At 62.7% G+C, this 20,662-nt stretch carries 23 protein-coding genes; 14 read left to right on the forward strand and 9 right to left on the reverse strand.

Features of this window, described 5'->3' with window-relative positions; genetic code table 11:
• Positions 1-16 precede the first annotated feature (16 nt).
• Positions 17-1,309: an L-rhamnose catabolism isomerase gene (gene rhaI / locus NCHOL11_RS15615; RefSeq protein ID WP_097093502.1), complete on the forward strand. Its 1,293-nt coding sequence runs from the start codon at positions 17-19 to the stop codon at positions 1,307-1,309.
• A gap of 117 nt (positions 1,310-1,426) precedes the next feature.
• On the opposite strand, the gene NCHOL11_RS15620 is transcribed toward rhaI, so the two are convergent.
• The gene (locus NCHOL11_RS15620) at positions 1,427-1,777 is read right to left on the reverse strand and encodes a winged helix-turn-helix transcriptional regulator (RefSeq protein WP_097093503.1); all 351 of its coding nucleotides are present in this window, start codon (positions 1,775-1,777) and stop codon (positions 1,427-1,429) included.
• Positions 1,778-1,878: 101 nt separating this feature from the next.
• On the opposite strand from NCHOL11_RS15620, the gene NCHOL11_RS15625 reads away from it, so the two are divergent.
• The 6 genes from NCHOL11_RS15625 to NCHOL11_RS15650 all read left to right on the forward strand — a co-directional run bounded on the left by NCHOL11_RS15625 (position 1,879) and on the right by NCHOL11_RS15650 (position 7,108).
• Entirely contained in the window at positions 1,879-2,787 is a 909-nt protein-coding gene (locus NCHOL11_RS15625; protein WP_097093504.1) for an NAD-dependent epimerase/dehydratase family protein, read from the forward strand.
• Positions 2,784-3,569 (forward strand): SDR family NAD(P)-dependent oxidoreductase, encoded by a 786-nt coding sequence (locus NCHOL11_RS15630; RefSeq protein ID WP_097093505.1) that lies wholly within the window; start codon positions 2,784-2,786, stop codon positions 3,567-3,569. Before NCHOL11_RS15625 ends, NCHOL11_RS15630 begins: the two co-directional genes overlap by 4 nt.
• A 7-nt stretch (positions 3,570-3,576) precedes the next feature.
• Positions 3,577-4,413, forward strand: coding sequence for an SDR family NAD(P)-dependent oxidoreductase (locus tag NCHOL11_RS15635; RefSeq protein WP_255254872.1), 837 nt, complete (start codon positions 3,577-3,579; stop codon positions 4,411-4,413).
• 8 nt (positions 4,414-4,421) lie between these two features.
• Positions 4,422-4,844, forward strand: a complete 423-nt coding sequence (locus tag NCHOL11_RS15640; RefSeq protein WP_097093661.1) for a nuclear transport factor 2 family protein — start codon at positions 4,422-4,424, stop codon at positions 4,842-4,844.
• 114 nt (positions 4,845-4,958) lie between these two features.
• On the forward strand, positions 4,959-6,029 hold the full coding sequence (locus NCHOL11_RS15645; protein ID WP_097093506.1) for a type III polyketide synthase: 1,071 nt from the start codon (positions 4,959-4,961) through the stop codon (positions 6,027-6,029).
• Positions 6,029-7,108, forward strand: a complete 1,080-nt coding sequence (locus NCHOL11_RS15650; protein ID WP_097093507.1) for an NAD(P)/FAD-dependent oxidoreductase — start codon at positions 6,029-6,031, stop codon at positions 7,106-7,108. The genes NCHOL11_RS15645 and NCHOL11_RS15650 overlap by 1 nt, the downstream gene beginning before the upstream one ends.
• Here NCHOL11_RS15650 and NCHOL11_RS15655 read toward each other — a convergent pair.
• Positions 7,095-7,811, reverse strand: coding sequence for a methyltransferase domain-containing protein (locus NCHOL11_RS15655; RefSeq protein ID WP_097093508.1), 717 nt, complete (start codon positions 7,809-7,811; stop codon positions 7,095-7,097). The two genes, NCHOL11_RS15650 and NCHOL11_RS15655, sit on opposite strands and share 14 nt — an antisense overlap.
• On the opposite strand from NCHOL11_RS15655, the gene NCHOL11_RS15660 reads away from it, so the two are divergent.
• Positions 7,810-8,310, forward strand: coding sequence for a DUF2147 domain-containing protein (locus NCHOL11_RS15660; RefSeq protein WP_255254873.1), 501 nt, complete (start codon positions 7,810-7,812; stop codon positions 8,308-8,310). The two genes, NCHOL11_RS15655 and NCHOL11_RS15660, sit on opposite strands and share 2 nt — an antisense overlap.
• Here NCHOL11_RS15660 and NCHOL11_RS15665 read toward each other — a convergent pair.
• Together NCHOL11_RS15665 and NCHOL11_RS15670 are read right to left on the reverse strand one after the other, a co-directional pair.
• Complete coding sequence (locus NCHOL11_RS15665) at positions 8,307-9,143, reverse strand: SAM-dependent methyltransferase (RefSeq protein ID WP_097093509.1); 837 nt, start codon at positions 9,141-9,143, stop codon at positions 8,307-8,309. The genes NCHOL11_RS15660 and NCHOL11_RS15665 overlap by 4 nt on opposite strands.
• A 5-nt stretch (positions 9,144-9,148) precedes the next feature.
• Positions 9,149-9,349, reverse strand: a complete 201-nt coding sequence (locus tag NCHOL11_RS15670; protein WP_097093510.1) for a hypothetical protein — start codon at positions 9,347-9,349, stop codon at positions 9,149-9,151.
• A gap of 412 nt (positions 9,350-9,761) precedes the next feature.
• Here NCHOL11_RS15670 and NCHOL11_RS15675 point away from each other — a divergent pair, with 412 nt between their 5' ends.
• Both NCHOL11_RS15675 and NCHOL11_RS15680 read left to right on the forward strand, forming a co-directional pair.
• A complete protein-coding gene (locus tag NCHOL11_RS15675; RefSeq protein ID WP_255254874.1) occupies positions 9,762-10,265 on the forward strand; it encodes a hypothetical protein in 504 nt (167 codons plus the stop codon).
• 146 nt (positions 10,266-10,411) lie between these two features.
• Positions 10,412-12,436 (forward strand): elongation factor G, encoded by a 2,025-nt coding sequence (locus NCHOL11_RS15680; RefSeq protein WP_097093512.1) that lies wholly within the window; start codon positions 10,412-10,414, stop codon positions 12,434-12,436.
• Here the strand turns inward: NCHOL11_RS15680 and trxC are convergent, their stop codons facing one another.
• The 4 genes from trxC to NCHOL11_RS15700 form a co-directional block, all read right to left on the reverse strand.
• Complete coding sequence (gene trxC, locus NCHOL11_RS15685; RefSeq protein WP_097093513.1) at positions 12,437-12,874, reverse strand: thioredoxin TrxC; 438 nt, start codon at positions 12,872-12,874, stop codon at positions 12,437-12,439.
• 17 nt (positions 12,875-12,891) lie between these two features.
• Entirely contained in the window at positions 12,892-14,928 is a 2,037-nt protein-coding gene (locus NCHOL11_RS15690; protein WP_097093514.1) for a M3 family metallopeptidase, read from the reverse strand.
• Between the two features lie 94 nt (positions 14,929-15,022).
• Positions 15,023-16,354 (reverse strand): amidohydrolase, encoded by a 1,332-nt coding sequence (locus NCHOL11_RS15695; protein ID WP_097093515.1) that lies wholly within the window; start codon positions 16,352-16,354, stop codon positions 15,023-15,025.
• 78 nt (positions 16,355-16,432) lie between these two features.
• The gene (locus tag NCHOL11_RS15700; RefSeq protein ID WP_097093663.1) at positions 16,433-17,233 is read right to left on the reverse strand and encodes an SDR family NAD(P)-dependent oxidoreductase; all 801 of its coding nucleotides are present in this window, start codon (positions 17,231-17,233) and stop codon (positions 16,433-16,435) included.
• 112 nt (positions 17,234-17,345) lie between these two features.
• Between NCHOL11_RS15700 and NCHOL11_RS18445 the strand changes: the two genes are divergently transcribed.
• The 4 genes from NCHOL11_RS18445 (at position 17,346) to NCHOL11_RS15720 (ending at position 20,177) form a co-directional block, all read left to right on the forward strand.
• Positions 17,346-18,155: an SDR family NAD(P)-dependent oxidoreductase gene (locus tag NCHOL11_RS18445; RefSeq protein ID WP_217991104.1), complete on the forward strand. Its 810-nt coding sequence runs from the start codon at positions 17,346-17,348 to the stop codon at positions 18,153-18,155.
• Positions 18,156-18,352: 197 nt separating this feature from the next.
• Positions 18,353-18,817 carry a hypothetical protein gene (locus NCHOL11_RS15710; protein ID WP_097093517.1) on the forward strand — a complete coding sequence of 155 codons (465 nt, stop codon included), beginning with the start codon at positions 18,353-18,355 and terminating at the stop codon, positions 18,815-18,817.
• The gene (locus NCHOL11_RS15715) at positions 18,817-19,272 is read left to right on the forward strand and encodes a phage holin family protein (RefSeq protein WP_097093518.1); all 456 of its coding nucleotides are present in this window, start codon (positions 18,817-18,819) and stop codon (positions 19,270-19,272) included. Before NCHOL11_RS15710 ends, NCHOL11_RS15715 begins: the two co-directional genes overlap by 1 nt.
• Positions 19,269-20,177: a DUF3618 domain-containing protein gene (locus NCHOL11_RS15720; RefSeq protein WP_097093519.1), complete on the forward strand. Its 909-nt coding sequence runs from the start codon at positions 19,269-19,271 to the stop codon at positions 20,175-20,177. The genes NCHOL11_RS15715 and NCHOL11_RS15720 overlap by 4 nt, the downstream gene beginning before the upstream one ends.
• A gap of 59 nt (positions 20,178-20,236) precedes the next feature.
• Here the strand turns inward: NCHOL11_RS15720 and NCHOL11_RS15725 are convergent, their stop codons facing one another.
• Positions 20,237-20,629: a VOC family protein gene (locus NCHOL11_RS15725; protein ID WP_097093520.1), complete on the reverse strand. Its 393-nt coding sequence runs from the start codon at positions 20,627-20,629 to the stop codon at positions 20,237-20,239.
• Between the last annotated feature and the right edge of the window lie 33 nt (positions 20,630-20,662).

Raw genomic sequence — 20,662 nt, forward strand, 5'->3', positions numbered from 1 at the left:
CGGAGAGGTTATTATCATGAGCAACCTGCCCATTTCCGCGGAACTGATCGCGGAAGCCAACGCCCGCGATGCGAACGCGCTGGACGAAGATTATGCCGCGCTCGGCCGCAAGCTGTCGCGCACCGGCATCGACATCGAAGCAATCAAGGATCGGGTGGCGGGCTTTTCCGTCGCCGTGCCCAGCTGGGGCGCGGGACGGGGCGGCACGCGCTTCGCCAAGTTCCCGATCGCTGGCGAGCCGACCAACATCCATGAGAAGCTGGAAGATTGCGCCGTCATCAACCAGCTGAGCCGCGTGACGCCGCGCGTGTCGCCGCATTTCCCATGGGACAAGGTGAGCGACTACAAGGCCTTGCGCGAGGAAGCTCAGAGCCTTGGCCTGGGTTTCGATGCCGTCAATTCCAACACCTTCCAGGATCAGGCCGGGCAGGCGCAGACCTACGCCACCGGATCGCTGTCCTCGACCGTGGAAGCGACGCGCCAGCAGGCGGTTGAGCATAATATCGAGTGCATCGAGATCGGCCGGCAGTTGGGTTCGACTGACCTGACCGTCTGGGTCGGCGATGGCACCAACTTCCCGGGTCAGCAGGATCTGGGCCGCAGTCTGGACCGCTATCTGGAAGCTGCCGCACAGGTTTATGCCGCGCTGCCCGACGACTGGCGGATGCTGCTGGAACATAAGATGTTCGAGCCAGCCTTCTACTCGACGGTCATCTCTGACTGGGGTTCATCCATCCTCGCCGCGCAGGAACTTGGCCCCAAGGCGAAGTGCCTCGTTGACCTTGGCCACCACGCGCCCAACGTTAATATCGAACAGATCGTGGCGCGCCTGCATCGCTTCGGCAAGCTGGGCGGCTTCCACTTCAACGATAGCAAATATGGCGATGACGATCTGGATAGCGGTTCGATCAATCCGCACCAGCTGTTCCTGGTCTTCAACGAACTGGTGGAGGCAGAACTGCACCCGCGCGACGGGTTCAACCCCAGTTACATGATCGACCAGTCGCACAATGTGACTGACCCGATTGAATCCATGCTGTCATCGGCGGAAACGATCACGGCCTGCTTTGCCAAGGCACTGCTGGTCGATCGCGAAGCGCTGCATGCGGCGCAGGAAGCCAACGATACGATGATGGCGTTCCAGGCGCTGCGTCGCGCTTATAATGTCGATGTGGCGCCGATCATCGCCAAGGCGCGACTGGAAGCTGGCGGCGCGATCGACGTGCTGTCGACTTATCGGGCCAGCTTGTGGCGTGAGCGCAAGGCGCAGGAGCGCAAGCCTGTAGGCCTCGGCGCAGGCATCGTCTAAGTTCAAGCAGATTTGGGGCGCTGGCAATATTGTCAGCGCCCTTATCCCCCCTCTGCTATTAACATAATCCTTATTATCAATCGATCTCGTTTGTAAAACGATCTGGCTTTTCATACCTCACGCAGCAATAGCCTCTCTTCGACGCGCCTCCTCCAGCGCTTCGTGATTGTCGCCGATCCAGTCGCATATCCCGCTTACCGTTCCCAAGAAGCTTCGGCCCAGATCCGTCAGCCGATATTCCACGCTTGGCGGCATCGTTGGCAGCACCTCGCGTGAGACCATTCCGAAGCGCTCAAGTTCGCGCAGGGTCTGCGTCAGCATCTTGGAGCTGATCGGTGCAGCACATCGCTTGAGATCAGAAAAGCGCATCGCGCGCTCCCCCAAACGATAAGTGACAAGCATTGTCCATTTGTTTCCGACAAGCTCTAGAATCTCGAGGGCAGTCTGGGGGTTCACTCTGGTATCCATAAGATACCTAATACCCGATCGGTGCCTTGTTGCAAATCGAAACTCGAATCGATACCTCTCTCGATCAAGAGGCGCGGCGCGCCCATGGAGAGGACCCTATCATGAAAATTCTCGTCGTCGGCGGCACCGGTATGATCGGTGGTCATGCAGCCCTTCATCTTGCTTCCAAGGGGCACGATGTCACGGTTTCAGGCCGCAAGCCTCCCCAACAAAGCACAGAAGTTTCTCGCATGCCGTTCCTTCAGGGCGATTATGTGGAGGGCAGCTTCACAGGGCAGGATCTAGCGGGATTTGACGCAATCATCTTTGCTGCGGGCAATGATATTCGTCATGTTCCCGAAGGCACTGATTATGACGCCCACGTCTATCGCGCCAATGCAGAGGCCGTGCCGCAATTCGCAGCGCTCGCCAAGCAGGCCGGGGTGCGCCACTTCATTCATGTTGGCAGCTTCTACCCCCACGTCGCGCCGGAACTGGTGGAAAAGAGCGTCTATGTTCGTGCTCGGAAAATGGCGACAGACGGAATTGCCGCGCTGGCGGATGAAAGCTTCCATGTCGTCAGTGTGGATGCGCCCTTCGTGGTTGGCACTGTCCCCGGCATGAGCCTGCCGATGTTCGAGGCCTATACCCGCTACGCCGAAGGACAACTCGGCATTCCGCCCTTTGGCCCTGCTGGCGTAACCAACTTCATTTCGACCCAGTCCTTGTCTGAAGCGATCGAAGCCGCGCTCGAACGAGGAGAAAATGGCAAGGCCTATCTCGTGGGTGACGAAAATCTGAGCTTCGCCGATTACTTCAAGCTGTTCTTCCAGGCTGCCGGTAACGACGTCGATGTACCTTCGCTCGACCAGGAACATCCGATGCTTCCCGATGTCGCGATCTTCACCGGGCGCGGCAATGTCGTGCAATATGAGCCTGACGCGCAAACGATGGCTGACTTGGCGTATCGCCGCAATGATGTCGCTCGCGCGGTGAAGGAAGTTGTTGACCAGTTTCGGTCAGTCAAATGAGCGCCGCTCCGCTTGCGGGTATGACAGCAGTCGTCACTGGCGGCAGCGGTGGGATCGGTACTGCCTGCGCCAGGGCCTTGGCGGCTGATGGCGCCCGCGTGCTCATCATGGGCCGCAGGGAAGAGGCCCTTGAGGCCGCACGCAGCCGGATCGTCGCGGACCTACCCGATGCGCAGGTCGCTGTCTTCGCTGGCGATGCCTTATCCGAAAAGGATGTCGGGGATGCTCTGGCGAAAGCCTATGCCCTGGCCGATCGGCTCGACATATTGGTTCCAGCGGTCGGCGGTGGCGGCTTTGCGCCCTTCCTGTCGAGCAGCGTCGCGGATTTGCGCCGGGATCTCGACCTCAACATCACGAGCGCGTTCATCGCTATGCAGCTCGGGGCGAAATTGATGCGAGAGGGAGGGTCGATCATATGCATATCGTCGACCGCCGCGACACTCCCCTTCCCCGCGCTTGCGACCTATTGCGCGAGCAAAGCGGGGCTCGAAGGCTTGATCCGCACCGTGGCGGATGAACTGGGGGAGCTCGGCATTCGCGTCAATGCAGTGCGTCCAGGTCTTACCCGCAGCGACGCGACCAGGGATATGTTCGCCAGCCCAGCAGTCATTGACCGCTTTTTGGAGCAGACGCCGCTCAAGCGGACGGGAGAACCGGAAGATATAGCAGCCGCGGTGGCCTATCTTGCCAGCCCTTCTGCATCCTGGGTCACCGGCCAGTCTTTCGCTGTCGATGGCGGGCAGGAATTGCGGCGCAATCCCGATCTGTTGGGCGCGGCGTGATCAACGCATGAATGAAAGCAAGGATTGGATGATGCTGGATTTTACGGGCAAGTCGGTTTTGGTGACCGGAGGAGGAGCGGGCATCGGGCGCGCCTGCGCCGATGCTTTTGCGCGACAGGGTGCGCGGGTTTTCATAGCGGAAATCGATCCGGAGCGCAGCGCCGGTTTCACGGCGGGCACGGCCATTCAGTGCGATGTTACGAAGCCGGAACAGGTTGACGCGCTGGCCAGGAGATTGGAGCAGGAGACAGGCGGGAAGCTCGATATTCTTGTGAACAATGTCGGGCATTTCCTTCATTCCAGACCGTTTTCTGATCTCAGCGGGAATGAGATTCAGGACATTATCGGCGTCAACCTGATCAGCCTCATGCAAGTGACCAACCGTCTGCTGCCGCTGCTCAAAGCTTCGGCCCCCGGATGCTCGATTATCAACATCACCTCGATCGAGGCCTATCGCGGCATTCCCAACTGCGCCGTCTATGCTGCCGCCAAGTCGGGCATCACCGGCTTTACCAAGAGCCTGGCCCTCGAACTCGCGCCGCTCGGCATTCGGGTCAACGACATCGCACCTGAAACCACGGACACGCCGCAGACGCCGATCGACTATATGGTGCCGCCGGAAAATCGCGAGCATGTCGAAAGATGGGTCCCGCTTGGACGCTTTGGCCATCCTGATGATTGCGCTGGCGCTGCCCTCTACCTCGCCAGCCCGCTGGCGTCCTGGGTGACGGGCACGGCGATCCATGTGGATGGCGGTTCATTGGCGGCGGCGGGGTGGATTCGCGACGTCAAGGGCGTCTGGACCAACATGCCGATCGTCACCGGCAATGGCATGAACCTGTGAGCGGCACCATGAACAGACTGGCGGATGAAGCGGCGCTGCGGCGCACAGCCGACCTTTATGCCCAAGGAGCCGATCGCAAGGACAAGCAATTGTGGCGATCCGTGCTGGCGGAAGATTGCCGGATCGAAGGCCCCGGCTTCGTGACCGAAGGACTGGATGCGACGCTGCAATCCATCGATGCGCTAGGGCAGATGTTCCGATCGACCTTTCACAAGGTCCATAATCAGATGGTTATGATTGATGGCGACAGAGCGAGCGGAGAAACCTATTGCACCGCCGATCATCTCCTCAATGACGCGGATCAACTGCTGCGCTGGACGATCCGCTATGTGGATGAGTGGCGCCGCGACGGCGAGGACTGGCGGTTCACGCGCCGCAAGCTGGAGCTGCTTTGGGAGGAGACGGTTCCCGTAACCGTCCGCCAAGGTTGATGTAGTTGCCAGTTTCATTTGGCAGCAATCACGATCGCGCTACACTGCCGCAAACGGCCCGGATCATCTGACGCACCGTCGGCGTTAAGAGTCTGAGCAACAAAGTGGAACGCGATGAGCGACAGACGTGCCTGCATAAACGCCATCGGCTGCGCCGTTCCTGATCAGGATGTGCACGTCGCTTTCATCAACTGGGCCAGCCGCCAGATCACGGATGAACGGGCCCGCAGCCTTTTCACCCGGATGGCGGAACGGAGCGGCATCAACCATCGCTGGTCGGTCCTGCCGCCAGTCGATGCGGGCGGGTCGCCGGTCGATCCCGGCGGCTTCTATGCGGATGCCATGCCTTCGACATCGAAGCGCATGCAACTTTATCACCGCTTCGCGCCGCCGCTGGCCCTGCGTGCGATCGAGGACCTGCGCGCCAGGACAGCGCTGGACGGCATCACTCATATGGTGGTGGCAAGCTGTACCGGCTTCGTAGCGCCCGGCATCGATCAGATCATAGCGGATGCGCTTGGCCTGGCGGGTGTCGAGCGGACGCTGGTCGGCTTCATGGGCTGCTACGCGGCAGTCGCGGCGTTGCGGACGGCGCGGCATATCGTCCGGTCGGAGCCACAAGCGCGTGTGCTGGTCGTCACGGTCGAACTATCCTCCCTACATCTTCAGCCCGAGCAGCAGGTCGAAAGATTGCTGATGATGCTGCAATTCGGCGACGGCGCGGCGGCCGCCCTGGTCAGCGCGGAGGATCATGGTTTCGCCATGGATGCGCCCTTTGCGATCAACCTGGAAGCCTCTGCCGACCTCATTCGATGGGAAATCGGCGACACTGGGTTTGTGATGCACCTGTCGGGCGAAGTTCCGTCGCGTATTCAGGCAGCGCTGCGGGACGATGGCATAAGAGAGAAGATCTGCGGTTCGTCCGATCCAGCGTCGATCGGGAACTGGGCGGTTCATGCCGGAGGCCGATCGATATTGGACGCGGTGCAGAATGGCCTGGATCTGGGGCCTGATGCCCTGTCGGTCTCGCGCGGGGTGCTCGGCCGGAACGGCAATATGTCATCCGCCACATTGATGTTCATTCTCCATGACCTGCTTCAGAAGGAGCGGCGCGGCAATGGCGTCGCGCTTGCCTTTGGCCCCGGCGTCGCTGCCGAGGGTTTCCGCTTTTCCAGAGCAGGCTGATGCCGGAAACGCTGATCATCGGCGGCGGTCCTGCTGGCTCTGCAGCCGCCATCACGCTGGCGCAGGCGGGCATGCGGCCGCAGTTGATCGAGCGCCACCGGACGGCCCCGGCTGGCGTGTGCGGCGGCTTTCTGGGCTGGGATGCCATTGCGGGACTGGAGGAACTGGGAGTCGATCCCTGGAAACTTGGAGCGCGGCCGATCACACGGTTCCGGCTGTCCACGCCCAAACGCTGCATCGAAGCCTCCCTGCCCGCAACGGCTGCCGGAATTTCCCGCCGCACCCTGGACAACGCATTGATCGAAGCTGCCGGAAATGCTGGCGCTCTCGTCAGCCGGGGCCGAACCGTACGGGCCATGGATCCAGAGACACGCACGGTGCGCTTCGACGATGGCCAAGACAGCGCGGCCGACGCTGTCTTCATCAGCGTGGGCAAGCATGAGTTGCGGGGCGTTGGACGGGATTTTTCATCTTCGTCCGTCGGTTTGCGAACCACCCTGCCCCCGTCCCACATCCTGCATGATGCTTTGGCGGGCATGGTGGAATTGCACCTGTTTGACAGAGGCTATGCCGGGCTGCTGTTGCAGGAGGATGGATCGGCCAACCTTTGCCTGTCGGTCAGCCGGGAGAGGTTGACCGAAGCGGGCACCGTTCCCTCGCTGATCGATCAATTGCGGCAGGAGGCACCGCTGCTGAAGGCGCGGTTGGAGGGTGCGTCCTCCTGCTTCGACGCGGTAGCGGGCGTCCCCTATGGCTGGCGTGCGAGCGTGACGCACAAGGGCATCTTTCGTACCGGCGACCAGAGCGCCGTCATTGCATCCCTTGCAGGCGACGGCATCGCCATAGCATTGGCCAGCGGGACGAGCGCCGCCCGGGCGATGCTGACGGGGGGACCTGATGCCGCCCCGGCATGGCAGCGCGCGTGGCGCAGGCAGTGCGGCATGCCCGTTGGCATTGCCGAAGCGCTGCGCCACGGCGCCGCCGCGCCGCTTTCGCGAAGCCTGCTCATGACGGTGCTGAATTGCGCCCCAGCGCTAGGAACGAGCGCCGCCGCCCTCACCCGGATCAGGAGAGTGTGAGCGGCTCTTCCCTCACCCGCTCGACACACAGGCGAAAGGCGAAGCGGCGCACGATGCGCACCTGATCGGCCGTGATGCCCGCCTCCGCCAGCGATCCGATCCAGTCGGCACGGCGGAAGGAGCGGGCGATCGAAAGCTGGCCATCCTCGCGCACGATCCGGTGGACGCGCAGCAGCCGGGCCAGGATGGGATAGCCCCAATGGGCAAAGCCATGGCGGTGCAGATCACAGATCAGCCAGCCCATCCGCGCCTTGGCCTCCATATGATGGAGGAAGGTCATAAGCTGTGCATCGGTCATGTGATGCGTGACCTGGCTGGAGATGATGAAGTCGAAGGATTCAGGCTGGTCCTGATAATCTCCTGCTCGATAGTCGATGGATAGCTCGGGAGGCGTCGCGCTCCGAGCCGCCGCCAAGCTCTTTTCATTGAGGTCCACGCCGACAAGCTCGGCATCGATGCCCTGCTTCCGCGCCCAGCGCGCTATCGCGCGGAGGACATCGCCATCGCCGAACCCGACATCAAGCAGGCGGAACCGTCTGGCGCTTCCCACCGCCCGCCGGAGGAAGGCGATGCTTGGCCAGGCCGTGAAGGTCCAGCGGTTCACCCGGGCGAGATCGTGCAGCACCCGCTCATATATGGCGGGGTCTAGGTCAGGCGCGTCCATCTGCTCTTCATGACGCGATCTTGTGCTTAGGTCGGCCATGGTTCATTCACTCCCCTCACCCACCTACACCGGGAACGGGGTTGATGCGCCAGACTTTTGGGATCACCGTGAAGGCGAAATGATGGGAATGACGATGTTGGCGGCTGCCCTGCTCATGCTGGCATCTTCGGCAGCGGCTCCTGCTGCCGACGTGACCGGGCTTTGGATGACGGACGATGGCAAAGGGCTCGTCCGGATCGCGCCTTGCGGCGCAAAGCTGTGCGGAAGGATCGTCAAGGTGCTGGACACAGGGCCTGATGTCCCAAGGACCGATGTGCATAATCCTGATCCGCGCCTTCGCACACGTCCTTTGGCGGGTCTGCTCACGCTTTGGGATTTCACCCGGTCGGGATCGGCCTGGACCGGAGGGCGGGCCTATGATCCCAAGAGCGGGAAAAGCTATCGCTCGTCGCTTGCGAGGAACCCGGACGGATCGCTGAAGCTCACCGGCTGCGTGCTTTTCATCTGTGAATCGCGGCGCTGGACGCGAGGCGGCTAGATCGCCTCCCACTGAAATATCCCATAGCGCATCGCCCCCGTTCGCAGGGCGAGGATGAGGCGCGGCAGGCTCAATATGAAGTCGCGGCTGGTGGTGGCCCGGCTGAGCGCCAGCTGGCGGATGCGGCGGTCGCTGAACAGGCTCTGCGAAAAGCGCGCGAGGCAGATCGACCAGGTGCGCCGGACCTCTCGGCTGATGTCCTGATAATCCATAAGGCGAAATCCAGCGGTGGAGGCCCACTCCAGATAGTCTTCCCGGCTCCCCATGCTCGGCAGCCTCCCCTCGCGGCAGATCGGCAGCAGCAGGTGCCGCACTTGCCAGGCAGGAACGGCCTCTCCTTCCAGCCAGGCGCACACGGCCAGCCGGCCGCCCGAGCGCAATATCCGCCTGGCTTGCCCGAAGAAGCGCGGCTTGCTCGTCATATGTTCCGAGCTTTCGATGGCATAGGCGCCGTCGAATGATCCCGGATCGAGGCCGTTGTCGAGCCAGTCCCGCAGCAGGCAAGTGAACCGGGGCGAGCGGGCGCTCCCGATCCTGTGCTGCGCGGCCGAAAGGGTCAGGCCGGTGATCGACACGTCATGGCGGCTCAACAGATCGGCTGCGGTCGCGCCATAGCCGCAGCCGATGTCGCAGAGCCTGTGCCCCGGTTCGATGCCAAGCCTCCGCTCCACTTCGGCCACCAGCTGCCCAGCCGCCTGCTCCGGTGTCTCGTCGCCTCGGCGCCAATAGCCATGATGGACATGATCTCCCCAGATGCGGCGATAGGCGAGGTCTAGCTCGTCATAATGAAGGGCGACGCTCGCCGTGTCTGACGGTTGATCGGGGACGATCATGCCGGTCAGGGCACCGGCCGGTCTGCATGCGTAGTCGTCAGGAAAGAAGGATAGAGCAGCGTCACCGAAGCTGCCGCTATGATGATCAGCGCCGCGATCAGCGCGATGCCGCTATTCACCCTGCCCCTGTTGCGCGCGTAGAGCACCAGGCCCAGCAAGGCCGCGGCGATCAGGATGATGATGGCAGTAAGACCTGTTAGCGACATCGATCACACTCCTGACGTGGGAAGATCAGCTCGCCGGGATCGCAAACACCGCAATCACCGAGCAGCCAGTTCGTTCCCGCCCGCCTCCCCTGGCTCCGCTGCCGTGGACGCAGGAATTGCAGCATCTGACGTCCGGGATGCCGGGTCCGGCGCCCTGAGGCTCGTATAGGCGATCAGCGCAGCAAGGGCCAGGCACGCAGCCACGATCGCCCATAGCCATCGCTTGGCACTGCGCCTTTGTCGTCGCTCTGGATCGCGGGGCATTGTCTCACCTTTCCATACATCGGCGCGCGGATGATCGGGCGAAAGATCCTGATGTCCTAACCTGGGTTAGTGATCGAAGCGGATCAGCGGCTTTGCCCACGCGTTTCCTCAATCGAACGACGGGCGAACCAGTTCCCGGCTGATGAGGATGACTATTATGAATGACCGCAACGCATTTCTTCAGGGGCAGGGCTCTCCGATCAAGGACGATGCCGCGCCGCCCGAACAGGGTTGGCGCGGGGAACGATCGGCCAATGAGGTGGCAGGCGCGCAATCGCAACGGCGCCATATTCCGGGCGTAGGGCCCGAAGTGGAGGAGATTTCCGGCACAGCCTTTGCCGAGGCGAAGGGGCTCGATCAGCCCCCCCAGGATGAGGACGGGGAAGAAAAGCGGACCTTGCCTGAATCAGGATCACGGGGCGAGCAAGGCGGCGATGGCGTCAGCGATCTCAGCATGGCGGGGAGCAGCCCGGGTGGCGAAAGCGCAGGAGCCCCCTACCCGCACGGCCGCCGCAAGACCGGCAATGATCCGGGCAGCATCATGGGCCATGGCGGGCAGAGCGAGATCGACTATCACGGTCCCGGCCACCTCGGATCGACCAACACGGGCCACGACGACAATCGCAACGGCGTCGCCGAAAAGGACGACTGACAGGCTCATCCACAATAACCAAGCCCGGCTAGGCGGGCGGTTCGGCAATCGGGCCGAACCCCCCTTGCCTTCCCGGCGCGATAGGCAGAACATCCCTCCCTTACATAGACCGTCTTGCCCGACAAAGATGGATAAGGAGAGCAAGGATGAGCGGCACTCAATCGCGCTCCATTGCGCTGATCGGCCCCGCCGGCGCGGGTAAAACCAGCCTCGCTGAAGCATTGTTGCACATCAGCGGGGCTATCACGCGACAGGGATCGGTAGAGGCGGGCACCAGCGTCGGCGACGCGAGTCCGGAAGCGCGCGAGCGGGGAAGCTCGACCGAAATCAACTTCATGCAGTTCGAATGGATGGGCGATCCCTTTTCGCTCATCGACATCCCCGGCTCCCCGAGCTTTGCGGACGATGCGGCGATCGCGCTCAACGCTGCCGACCTGGCCGTCGTCGTCATCGATCCGGACCCGGCGCGAGCGCCCCTGGCAGAGCCCGTCCTGCGCAAGCTCGAACGTGCAGGCGTCCCGCACGCGCTGTTCGTCAACAAGATCGAGCAGGCCCGGGGCAGCATCCAGGAATTGCTTGCCGCCCTCTCGCCAATGAGCGCCGCCGCCCTGGTCGCGCGGCAGATCCCCATAAGGTCGGGCGATCGGGTCGATGGTTTCGTCGATCTCGCACTGGAACGCGCCTATCATTATGAGGCAGGCAAGCCATCGCAACAGATTGCCCTGGCCGAAGAGTTGAAGGCTGATGAAAGCGACGCGCGCTTTCACATGCTGGAGCAGCTTGCCGACCATGACGACGTCCTGCTCGAACAGCTTCTTTCGGATGAGCAGCCAAGCCTCCAGACCATCTTCGCCGATCTGGCGCAGGAGACGGCGAGCGGCCTGATCGTGCCGGTGCTGTTCGGCTCCGCCGCCAATGGCTTCGGCATTCGCAGGCTGCTCAAGATGCTGCGCCACGACACGCCTTCACCGGAACAGACCGCCGAACGGCTTGGGATCGACGGCGCGGGGGCGCAAGTGCTGAAGATTTCCCATGCAGCCACCGTTGGTCGGCTGGCGATCGCGCGGCTGTTTGGGGGCAAGATGACAGACGGCGCGGAGTTGCAGGATAGCGCGGGCCAGACCTTGCGCGCAGGTGGCCTGTTCGCCCTTCAAGGCAGTGCCACCGCCAAGATCGCCTCCGCCGATCCCGGCGCGGTGCTGGGCATTGCGAAAGTCGACACGGCAAAGGCGGGCGATCTGATCGGCATTTCAGCAAGGCCGGGCGGCGGCGCTCTTCAAGCCGATCGCCCCGCGACCAATTGCGCCATCGCAATTGCCGCCAAGGATCACAAGGATGAGGTGCGCCTGTCCACCGCCCTCAATCGGCTGGCTGAGGAAGATCACGCCCTTCACTGGACGCAGGACGAGGCATCGCGCGAGACGCTGCTGCATGGGGTGAGCGACGAGCATCTGAACGTCGTGCTGGCTCGCCTCAGGCGCCGCTATGGCGTGGCTGTCACGGCGCAGCCACCGACGATCGCCTACCGGGAGTCGATCCGCAAACCCGTCACGCAGCGCGGACGGCACAAGAAGCAATCCGGTGGCCATGGCCAGTTTGGCGATGTGGTGCTGGAGGTGCGTCCGCTGGAGCGCGGCGAGGGCATTCGCTTCGAAGAACGGATCACGGGCGGCGCCATTCCCAAACAGTGGATACCCGCCGTGGAAAAGGGCGTCCAGGACGCCACCGCCAAAGGTCCCGTCGGCTTTCCGGTGGTGGATGTCGCGGCTATCTTGGTCGATGGCTCATTCCACAGCGTCGATAGCTCCGAGCTCGCATTCCGTACGGCAGGGCGTATCGCGATGAGCGAGGCGCTGGCCGCGGCCTCCCCCTATCTGCTGGAGCCGATCGCACATGTGACGATCATGACGCCCGGCTCGGCATCGTCCCGCATCACCTCCGCCGTCGCAAGCCGGCGCGGCCAGATGCTGCGCATGACGAGCCGGGAAGGCTGGTCGGCCTGGGACGTGATCGAAGTGCTATTGCCGGAAGCAGGGCTGCAAGGGCTCGAAGCGGAGGTCCGATCCATGAGCCAGGGCATGGCTTTCTTCGAAACGCATTTCGATCATCTCGCTGAAGTGGCGCCAAAGCTCGCCAGCAGCATCGTCCAGCGCGTCAAGGAACCGGCCTGATCACACCGGGAGATGCTGCCGTGCCCAGTTGACAATGGCAGCCGTGGGCATCGCCCCGGCGTTGCGGGCAATTTCCCGCCCCTTGTGCACGATGACGAGCGACGGGATGCTGCGGATCGCATAGCGGGCGGCAAGATCGGCTTCCGCCTCCGTATCGACTTTCGCGAGCCGGACGCGCGGTTCCAGCTGCGCGGCGGCAGCTTCGAACGCGGGCGCCATCTGGCGGCACGGCCCGCACCATCCAGCCCAGAAGTCGATAAGAAGCGGAATGTCGCTGCTTGCGGCATGCTGGGAGAAATTGCCGCTGGTGAGCGTGATCGGCCGTCCTTGAAACAAGGCCTGCTTGCACCGTCCGCAGCGCCCCTCCCCCAGCCGCTCCTTCGGCACGCGATTGAGCGCGGCGCAGGAGGGGCAACTGACGAGGAGAGGGCTGGTCATGCTGGACAGCCTTTCCGTTACGCTGCCAGCCCGCGCGAGCGGAGCAGGGCGTCGACCTCCGGTGCGCGGCCCGCAAAGGCGCGGAAGTTGTCCGCGGCCGGGCGGCTGGCACCCGCCGCCAGGATTTCCCGGCGGAACGCGCTGGCCCCGCCACCTGGCAGATCAGCGTGCGAGAAAATCTCGAAAGCATCTGCCGACAACAGTTCAGCCCAGAGATAGGAATAATAGCCCGCCGCATATCCGCCCGCGAATATGTGGCTGAAAGCATGAGCGAAGCGGTTCCACTCAGGCGGACGGACGACCGCCACCGCCGCGCGCACCCGTTCCAGCGTCTCGATGACCCGCGCTCCCTGGGCGGGATGATAGTCGCGATGCAGCGTCAGGTCGAAGGTCGCGAACTCGATCTGGCGCAAGATTGCGAGCCCGGCCTGAAACTGACGCGCGGCCAGCAAACGATCGAACAGTGGTTCAGGCAGCGGCTCGCCTGTGTCCACATGTCCGGACAGACCGATCAGCGTGTCCTTTTCCCACGCGAAATTCTCCATGAACTGGCTGGGCAACTCGACCGCGTCCCATTCGACGCCGGAAATGCCACCGACCGAAGGCAGATCGACCTCCGTCAGCAAATGATGCAGCACATGACCGAACTCGTGGAACAGCGTCACCACGTCATTATGGGTGACAAGCGAGGGACGATCCCCCGCAGGCGGCGCGAAATTGGTGGTCAGATAGGCGATCGGCCGGTGGAAAGCGTCCGCGTCCCGGAACCGCGCCCGGCACACATCCATCCAGGCGCCGCCCCGCTTGCCCGCCCGCGCGAACAGATCGAGATACACGCCCGCGACGACCTCGCCGCTCGCATCCTGCACATCATAGAACAGGACATCGGGATGCCAGGTCGAAACACCGCTCCGCTCTACCAGACGTACATCGAAAAGCCGCTCGATCAGCTTCTGCGTCCCCGCCAGCACGCGCGGCAGCGGGAAATAGGCCTTCAGCGCTTCCTGATCGACGCCGTGCAAGGTCCGCCGCATGGCTTCTGCCACATAGGACAGGTCCCAGGGATAGAGTTCGGTCAGGCCGAAATGTTCAGCGGCAAAAGCACGCGCCTCTTCCAGCTCCTTCTCGCCCACCGGGCGGGCGCGCCTGGCAAGGTCGTCAAGAAAGGCCAGCGCTTCATCCGCATCCGCCGCCATCTTGGTTTCCAGCGAATGCGCGGCAGAATCGTTGAAGCCCAATATCTGCGCGGCTTCATGCCGCAGCGCCATGATCTGTTCGATCCGATCGCTATTATCATGGCTGCGGTCGTCCGACTGATCAGACGCGCGCGTATTATGGGCGCGATAGACACGTTCCCGCAGCGCGCGATCATCGGCATGCAGCAGGATCGCCAGCACGCTCGGCTGGCGGAGGGTAATCAGCCAGCCGGGCAGGCCCTTTTCCTGCGCATAGGCGGCCAGTATCGCCTTGTCGCTTTCCGGCACGCCGGCGAGTGCCGCTTCGTCAGTGACATGCTCGCTCCATGCTTCCGTCGCGTCGAGCACGGCGTTGCCGAAGCGGGTGCTAAGGTCGCTCAGCGCCACGCCGATGTCGAGGAAGCGTTGCCGGGCTTCGCCTTCCAGCGCCACGCCAGCCAGGCGGAAGGCCCGCAGCGCCAGATCGACGGCACGCTTCTGCGCAGGCGGCAGGCCGGCAAAGTCCGGCCGTGCAGCCACGCGCGCGACGGCATCATGATGCGCGCGGTTCTGCCCCGCTTCCATCAGGTAACTGGTCATCAGCGCCTGCGCCGACGCATGGGCCTCCCGCAACTCGGGGGTGTCCGCAACCCCTGCGAGGTGGCCGACGGGCGACCATGTCCGCGACAGCAGGAAGTCGGCCCGCTCCGCCGCCAGAATGACGCTGCCGAAATCGTCCGCCTGCTCTTCGGTGATCTGCGCGATCGCAGCGCGATGCTGCTCTATCGCTTCTTCGATCGCGGGAACCACATGGGCCGCCTTGATGGCGGCGAAGTCGGGCAGGTCGGTGTCGGCAAGGAGGGGATTGGGGGAGGTCATGGCTACTCTTGGCTGGGGTGTCCCGAAGGACTGAAGAGTTGCCTAATTGGGCGATCCCCCTCCGCTGTTCAAGCTCCCATCCTGCCCAAGAAGCTTAGCGCTCCGTGATTCCGTTGATCGCCAGCACTGACAGGGCAAGAGCCATGGTCCCGCTGCGGATCGCGGGCGCGGCGGCTGGTGCATAAAGCGGTGAATGGTTGGTCGGCGGCGCGACACCCTTCGCCTTGTAGTCCGCCAGCTTTTCGGGCGTGTCGCCACCGATCATCAGATAGGCCGACGGAATACCGGCGGCTCCGAACTCCGAAAAATCCTCGCTTCCGGAAAAGCCGGGTGCACTCGCGGGAATGGAGACCACGCCCTGCCCGAATGCGGATTTGAGCGCGGGCGTAATCCGGGCGACCAGCGCCGGATCATTGAGCGTGGCGGCCGCGCCATTCAGGCGCGTGATCGTCGGTTCGGGCGCGCCCGCCATCATCGAGGCGGCCTGAGCGGTCTTCTCCACGCCGTTCAACAGCAGCTTGCGCACCTCAGGCGTGAAGGACCGCAGGCTAAGCTTCAGACGCGCTTCATCAGGGATGATGTTGCCGACCGTGCCGGATTGAAAGGCGCCGACCGTGATCACGCCGAAGGTAGCTGCATCCTTCTGGCGGCTGACCACGCTTTGCACGTCGGACACGAAATGCGCGCCCATGACGATTGGGTCGATCGACGAACTTGGCGCCGAACCATGCGCGCCCTTGCCATGGAAAACGACCTCCAGCGCGTCGGACGCCGACAGGATCACGCCCTCCTTCATCACCACCGTGCCCAGTGGCATAGCCCCGGCGATGTGGGCGGCGAGCGCATAGTCGGGCTTGGGGAAACGGGTGAACAATCCATCCTTCACCATGGCACTCGCCCCGCCCAGCACTTCCTCGGCCGGTTGCGCGACGAAGACCAGCGTGCCCTTCCATTGCTCCTTCAATGACAGCAGCGTCTGCGCCGTTCCCACCCACCAGGCCATATGCGCGTCATGGCCGCAGCTATGGGCGACGAAGGTCGGCTTGCCATCCAGCACGGCCTGCGCCTTGCTGGCGTAGGGAAGTCCTGTCTTCTCCTCCATGGGCAGCGCGTCCATGTCGGTGCGCACCAGCGTGACGGGCCCCGGGCCATTGCGGTACACCGCGACGACCCCGGTCGTGCCGACCTTTTCAGTGACCTCGAAGCCCAGCGCGCGCATCTTTGCCGCGAGCAGCTTAGCCGTCCGCTGTTCCTGGAAGCCGAGTTCGGGATGCTGGTGAAGATCCTTGTAGAGCGTTTCCAGCGCGGCGATATTTTTGTCCAGAACCGCATCGATCGCCGCCTTGCCCGGAGTGGGCGCAGTCTGCGCCAGCACAGCCGGCGCCAGGAGCAACGATAGTGACGAGATGGTTAGGCTCTTCAACATGCTGACGCGTTTCAACCGCACTCTCCTGACAAGATAATCTGTTTTTGGGCCGAAGCCGGGCAGGATTTTCAGCCGGACTTACTGTTCAGGGCCAAGATCGGGCGCCCAGGCGACCCCGTTGATATGAGCCCCACCGTCCACGAAAAGGGTGTTGCCCGTGACATAGCGCGCATCCTCGCTCGCCAGGAACAGGGCGACGCCACCGATATCCTTTTCCGGATCGCCCATGCGCCCCATCGGGTTGGCGGCGGCGGCCTGCGAAGCCTGCTCCGGCTGAAGCTCTGCAAAATGACGGAAACTGGCGGAAGCGGCGGCCGGGCAGATGATGTTCGCGCAAATCCCATGTCGAGCCCATTCGCGCGCAGCCGAGCGCGTATAAGCGCGAAGCGCTTCCTTCCCGACATTATATTCCGCAGTGCCGATATGGGCGTTGACGCCGTTCAGCGATCCGATGTTGATCACCCTGCCCCAACCCCGCTGGCGCATATGCGGGAATGCCGCCTCCATCGACCATTTGACGGCATACAGGTTGAATTCCAGGCTCTCCGCGAAGATGTCGTCGCTCTTCGTTTCGATGCGGGTCATGTTTTCGCCGCGATAGGCATTGTTGACCAATATATCGATGGAGCCGAACTCCTCGACACAGGCCTCTACGACACCAACGATCATCTCGCGGTTCCTGACATCGCACCGCCGGAAAGCTGCCCGCGCGCCCATGTCCCGGAGGCTCGCGGCTACCGCCTCCCCCTTCTCGACATTGATGTCGACTACCAGCACGGCAGCGCCTGCAGCGGCGAAGCGGCGGGCAATGCCTTCGCCGATGCCGTCACCTGAACCAGTGATGACGGCCGCACGGCCAGCCAGTAGGGCATCAGTCATATTTCTCTCCCTGATACGGCGCGATGCAGCCGTCATTAAAGCAACGCCTATTGTATTAACATGGTCGGGCTGGCACAGCCCATGCAAGCAAAAAAAGACGTTGAGGAAGAAGATGCAGAAGACCGCATTGGTGACAGGCGCCACCCGTGGGATCGGCCGCGTGATTGCCCTGGCTCTTGCCCGCGCAGGATTTGAGGTTGTCGTGACCGGCCGTACGCTGACTGCCGGAACCGGCCATCATGACGCAATGGGCGGCGTCCCGATCCCAGGCAGCATCGAGGAAACGGTCGCCGAGATCGAAGCAGCGGACGGGGCCGCCTATGGCGTACGGCTCGACCTGGCCGATCGGGCGTCCATCGACGCCGCGGTGGAAACGGTGCTCCAGCGGTCCGGACGAATAGACCTGTTGGTCAACAACGGCATCTATCAGGGCCCTTCCATCATGCAGAAGGTCCTGGATATCGACCTGGCCGATGCCGAGCGCGCCACCGCCGGCAATTTCATCAACCAATTTCATCTCAGCCGCCTTGTGCTGAAGGCGATGATCAAGCAGGGCGGCGGCCGCATGATCTTCATGTCGACGCGCTCCTCTGTCGACCCGACCGAGACTGGCGGCGCGCTTTTCTATACCGGCCCAAAAGCGGCCTTCAACCACATCCCCGACTATATCAATTTCGAACATCGCGCCGACGGCATCAGTGCATTCCTGATCGAGCCTGCCTTCACCATGACGGACACGTTGCGATCCGCATGGGCAGATGCCGAGGCGGAGGTGGGTCTTGGCACGAAGGCCCATGATCCGCAGGAAACGGCCGACACGGTGGTGTGGTTGGCGACCAACCCCGAAGCGGTGCGCTTCGCAGGGGCGCAACTGCATAATGCGCCCGACTTCTTTGAAGATCATCAGATCTCGCCCGATTGATGCAGCACTGAGCGTGATCAGAAGCGCTTGAGCGCCAATCCTGAGAATGCTTCCTTATACCGCATGCTAATTGTCACGTCATGAAAATCCCCTGGCCAACAGCATGGATTAACAATTTGCCGCAATAGCCCGGAGGAAGCGGAACTCCACATGATCCTTCCTGTTCACTTGCTGGAGTTGGACAGGAAGGATCATATATGCAGCAGCCCCCCGAAACATCGGGCGATCTGCGCGAAGAATTGCGCGGGGACGCCCAAAAACTCACCAGCACCGCCGCTGAGCGCCTGCAAAGCGAGGCGGATGCCCGCAAGGGTCCTGCGGTAGAACAGGCCCGCTCGGTAGCCTCGGCCCTGAACAAGGCCGCCGAAGACCTGGGTAGCGGGCAAAGTCCCGGCTGGCTCAAATCGCTGTTCGAACAAGGCGCACAGCAGATCCAGCGCCTTGCCGATACAGTGGAACAAAAGGATTCCCGCCAATTGATGAGCGATCTTCGTCAGGTCGCGCGCGATAATCCCACGACCTTCCTTGCAGCCTGCGCCGCTGCCGGGTTCGCCGCAAGCCGCGTGCTTCGGTCAGAACCCACCGTGCCAAGCAGTCAAAGCTTTTCAGCGCCACAGGGTGGTTGGTCCGAGCCTCCAAGTCCAAGCGTAGGGGCGATCTGATGGCAGACACGATGAACAGAACGGCAGGCCCGCCGGTCGAGGGCGGTGCGCCATCGGGACGGGACGACAATATCGTCTCGCTTCTTAGGGACTTGACCAGTCAGGGGTCTCATCTTGCCGAACAGCAACTCGCGCTGATCAAGGCCGAAGTGCGCGAGACCGGCAATGACATGAAGAAGGCGATCGGTGCGATGGCAGGCGCGGCGGTCGTCGGCATTGCGGGCCTTGGCGTCCTGTTGATGGCCTTCGCTTATCTTCTTGCCGACGCGATCGACCATCTCGGCCTTGCGACCTTGATCGTAGGGGTCGTGACGCTGATCGTCGCCTACCTTCTTTACAGGGGCGGCGCGGCGAAGATGCGTGATGTCGATCTGGCCCCCGAACGCACCCAGCACAGCCTTGAAAGAACGCCCGCGGCCCTTCGCGGAGACCTTCACCCGGAGCATAAAAGATGACCGACACTCTCGAACGGGACCCCGATGCGATCGAGCGCGACATCCGCCGCACGCAGGAGGATATGAGCCGGACGATCGACAAGATCGGCGATCAGCTTACTCCCCGCAAGATTTTCGACGCTTTGCTGGACAAGGCGGACGAAAATAATGTCGATGCCCGCATGCTGCTCGACGGCGCGCGCCGCAATCCCATTGCCTTGGGATTGATTGCGGCAGGCACGATCTGGCTGATCAGCGACAAGGACTCCAAATTCCCCAGCCTTCCCTCCCGGAGTGGGGGGCGTGAGCAGCAGCCCCACGACCTTGACGTGCATCACCGCGATTATGTCAGCCACATGTCGGCGGTCGAGATGCGGGAGGGCGAAGATTTCGCCGCCTATCAGCGCCGCCGCGATCAGGCGCGCGCCAATTACCTGATGCTGGAACGGCGTGCCGATGAAGATGACAGCAGCTTCCGCCAACGGCTGGACGAACTGACCGACCGGTTCAGGGAGAAGCGCCATGCCTGGGCGGAAAGCTCCAGCAGAGCTGGGCAGGCAACGGCGCGCGGTGCGAGCCAGGCGGCAAGCAGAGCGCAGGATCTGTACGAAAGCAATCCGCTGGTCGGCGGCCTGATCGCTGCGGCTGTCGGCGCTGCTCTTGGTTCAGCCCTGCCGATCAGCCGGGTCGAGCAGGAAAAGCTCGGCTCCCTGGGCGAAAAGGCGCGCACAATGGCAAGCGAGCAAAAGCAAGGCCTGACCGACACATTGCGTGAAAAGAAGGACGATCTGGTCGGCCGCGTCGACGACAAGCTGCAACAGGGCGACAACACGGGAAGCCAGCCCGGCAACCAATCGACGGGAGACGCCTTCCACGCCCAACATGATCAGGGAAGCGCCCGGGATTTCGGAGCGCCCAAGATCTGACGACCGGCGGACATGGTTGGGAGTTGGCGGCGCGGGCTTCACCCATGCCGCCACTCGTATTATTTGGCCAGAAGCTCGACGACCTCGATCAGATGACCTTCGGGATCGGTCACGAAGGCGACCTTTACGCCATGCGCTTCCTTGACCTCGATCGGCTGCACCACGCCGCCGCCAGCTTTCTCGACCCGTTCGACAAAGGATACGAGATCTGTGGTCTGGAAACCCAGAATGACCTCATCTTTCGCGGGAGCGTCACGGTCGAGGAACTTGAACAGCACGAAGGTCGCGCCGCCCTCACCCGTGGCATTGAACAGGATTTCATCGATCTGCCGATCGCCGACCGCATCCTGCACGCGCGCCATTTCGACCAGGCCTGCGACTTCCTTGTAGAAGGTGCCCATGGCTTCGAGGTCCTGCACAACAAGCTTCGTGAAACCGAAATGTGACGTCATTCATCCTACCCTTGGTCATGCTTATGAAGAAGG

It is taken from the genome of Novosphingobium sp. Chol11, assembly GCF_900218065.1.
GTDB classification, from domain to species: Bacteria; Pseudomonadota; Alphaproteobacteria; order Sphingomonadales; family Sphingomonadaceae; genus Sphingobium; species Sphingobium agri.

Bases quoted from the DNA above. Each gene is read 5' to 3' on its own strand.
- rhaI (WP_097093502.1), top strand. From the start codon at position 17: ATGAGCAACCTGCCCATTTCCGCGGAACTGATCGCGGAAGCCAACGCC.
- NCHOL11_RS15620 (WP_097093503.1), bottom strand. From the start codon at position 1,777: ATGGATACCAGAGTGAACCCCCAGACTGCCCTCGAGATTCTAGAGCTT.
- NCHOL11_RS15625 (WP_097093504.1), top strand. From the start codon at position 1,879: ATGAAAATTCTCGTCGTCGGCGGCACCGGTATGATCGGTGGTCATGCA.
- NCHOL11_RS15630 (WP_097093505.1), top strand. From the start codon at position 2,784: ATGAGCGCCGCTCCGCTTGCGGGTATGACAGCAGTCGTCACTGGCGGC.
- NCHOL11_RS15635 (WP_255254872.1), top strand. From the start codon at position 3,577: ATGAATGAAAGCAAGGATTGGATGATGCTGGATTTTACGGGCAAGTCG.
- NCHOL11_RS15640 (WP_097093661.1), top strand. From the start codon at position 4,422: ATGAACAGACTGGCGGATGAAGCGGCGCTGCGGCGCACAGCCGACCTT.
- NCHOL11_RS15645 (WP_097093506.1), top strand. From the start codon at position 4,959: ATGAGCGACAGACGTGCCTGCATAAACGCCATCGGCTGCGCCGTTCCT.
- NCHOL11_RS15650 (WP_097093507.1), top strand. From the start codon at position 6,029: ATGCCGGAAACGCTGATCATCGGCGGCGGTCCTGCTGGCTCTGCAGCC.
- NCHOL11_RS15660 (WP_255254873.1), top strand. From the start codon at position 7,810: ATGGTTCATTCACTCCCCTCACCCACCTACACCGGGAACGGGGTTGAT.
- NCHOL11_RS15655 (WP_097093508.1), bottom strand. From the start codon at position 7,811: ATGGCCGACCTAAGCACAAGATCGCGTCATGAAGAGCAGATGGACGCG.
- NCHOL11_RS15665 (WP_097093509.1), bottom strand. From the start codon at position 9,143: ATGATCGTCCCCGATCAACCGTCAGACACGGCGAGCGTCGCCCTTCAT.
- NCHOL11_RS15670 (WP_097093510.1), bottom strand. From the start codon at position 9,349: ATGTCGCTAACAGGTCTTACTGCCATCATCATCCTGATCGCCGCGGCC.
- NCHOL11_RS15675 (WP_255254874.1), top strand. From the start codon at position 9,762: ATGACTATTATGAATGACCGCAACGCATTTCTTCAGGGGCAGGGCTCT.
- NCHOL11_RS15680 (WP_097093512.1), top strand. From the start codon at position 10,412: ATGAGCGGCACTCAATCGCGCTCCATTGCGCTGATCGGCCCCGCCGGC.
- trxC (WP_097093513.1), bottom strand. From the start codon at position 12,874: ATGACCAGCCCTCTCCTCGTCAGTTGCCCCTCCTGCGCCGCGCTCAAT.
- NCHOL11_RS15690 (WP_097093514.1), bottom strand. From the start codon at position 14,928: ATGACCTCCCCCAATCCCCTCCTTGCCGACACCGACCTGCCCGACTTC.
- NCHOL11_RS15695 (WP_097093515.1), bottom strand. From the start codon at position 16,354: ATGTTGAAGAGCCTAACCATCTCGTCACTATCGTTGCTCCTGGCGCCG.
- NCHOL11_RS15700 (WP_097093663.1), bottom strand. From the start codon at position 17,233: ATGACTGATGCCCTACTGGCTGGCCGTGCGGCCGTCATCACTGGTTCA.
- NCHOL11_RS18445 (WP_217991104.1), top strand. From the start codon at position 17,346: ATGCAGAAGACCGCATTGGTGACAGGCGCCACCCGTGGGATCGGCCGC.
- NCHOL11_RS15710 (WP_097093517.1), top strand. From the start codon at position 18,353: ATGCAGCAGCCCCCCGAAACATCGGGCGATCTGCGCGAAGAATTGCGC.
- NCHOL11_RS15715 (WP_097093518.1), top strand. From the start codon at position 18,817: ATGGCAGACACGATGAACAGAACGGCAGGCCCGCCGGTCGAGGGCGGT.
- NCHOL11_RS15720 (WP_097093519.1), top strand. From the start codon at position 19,269: ATGACCGACACTCTCGAACGGGACCCCGATGCGATCGAGCGCGACATC.
- NCHOL11_RS15725 (WP_097093520.1), bottom strand. From the start codon at position 20,629: ATGACGTCACATTTCGGTTTCACGAAGCTTGTTGTGCAGGACCTCGAA.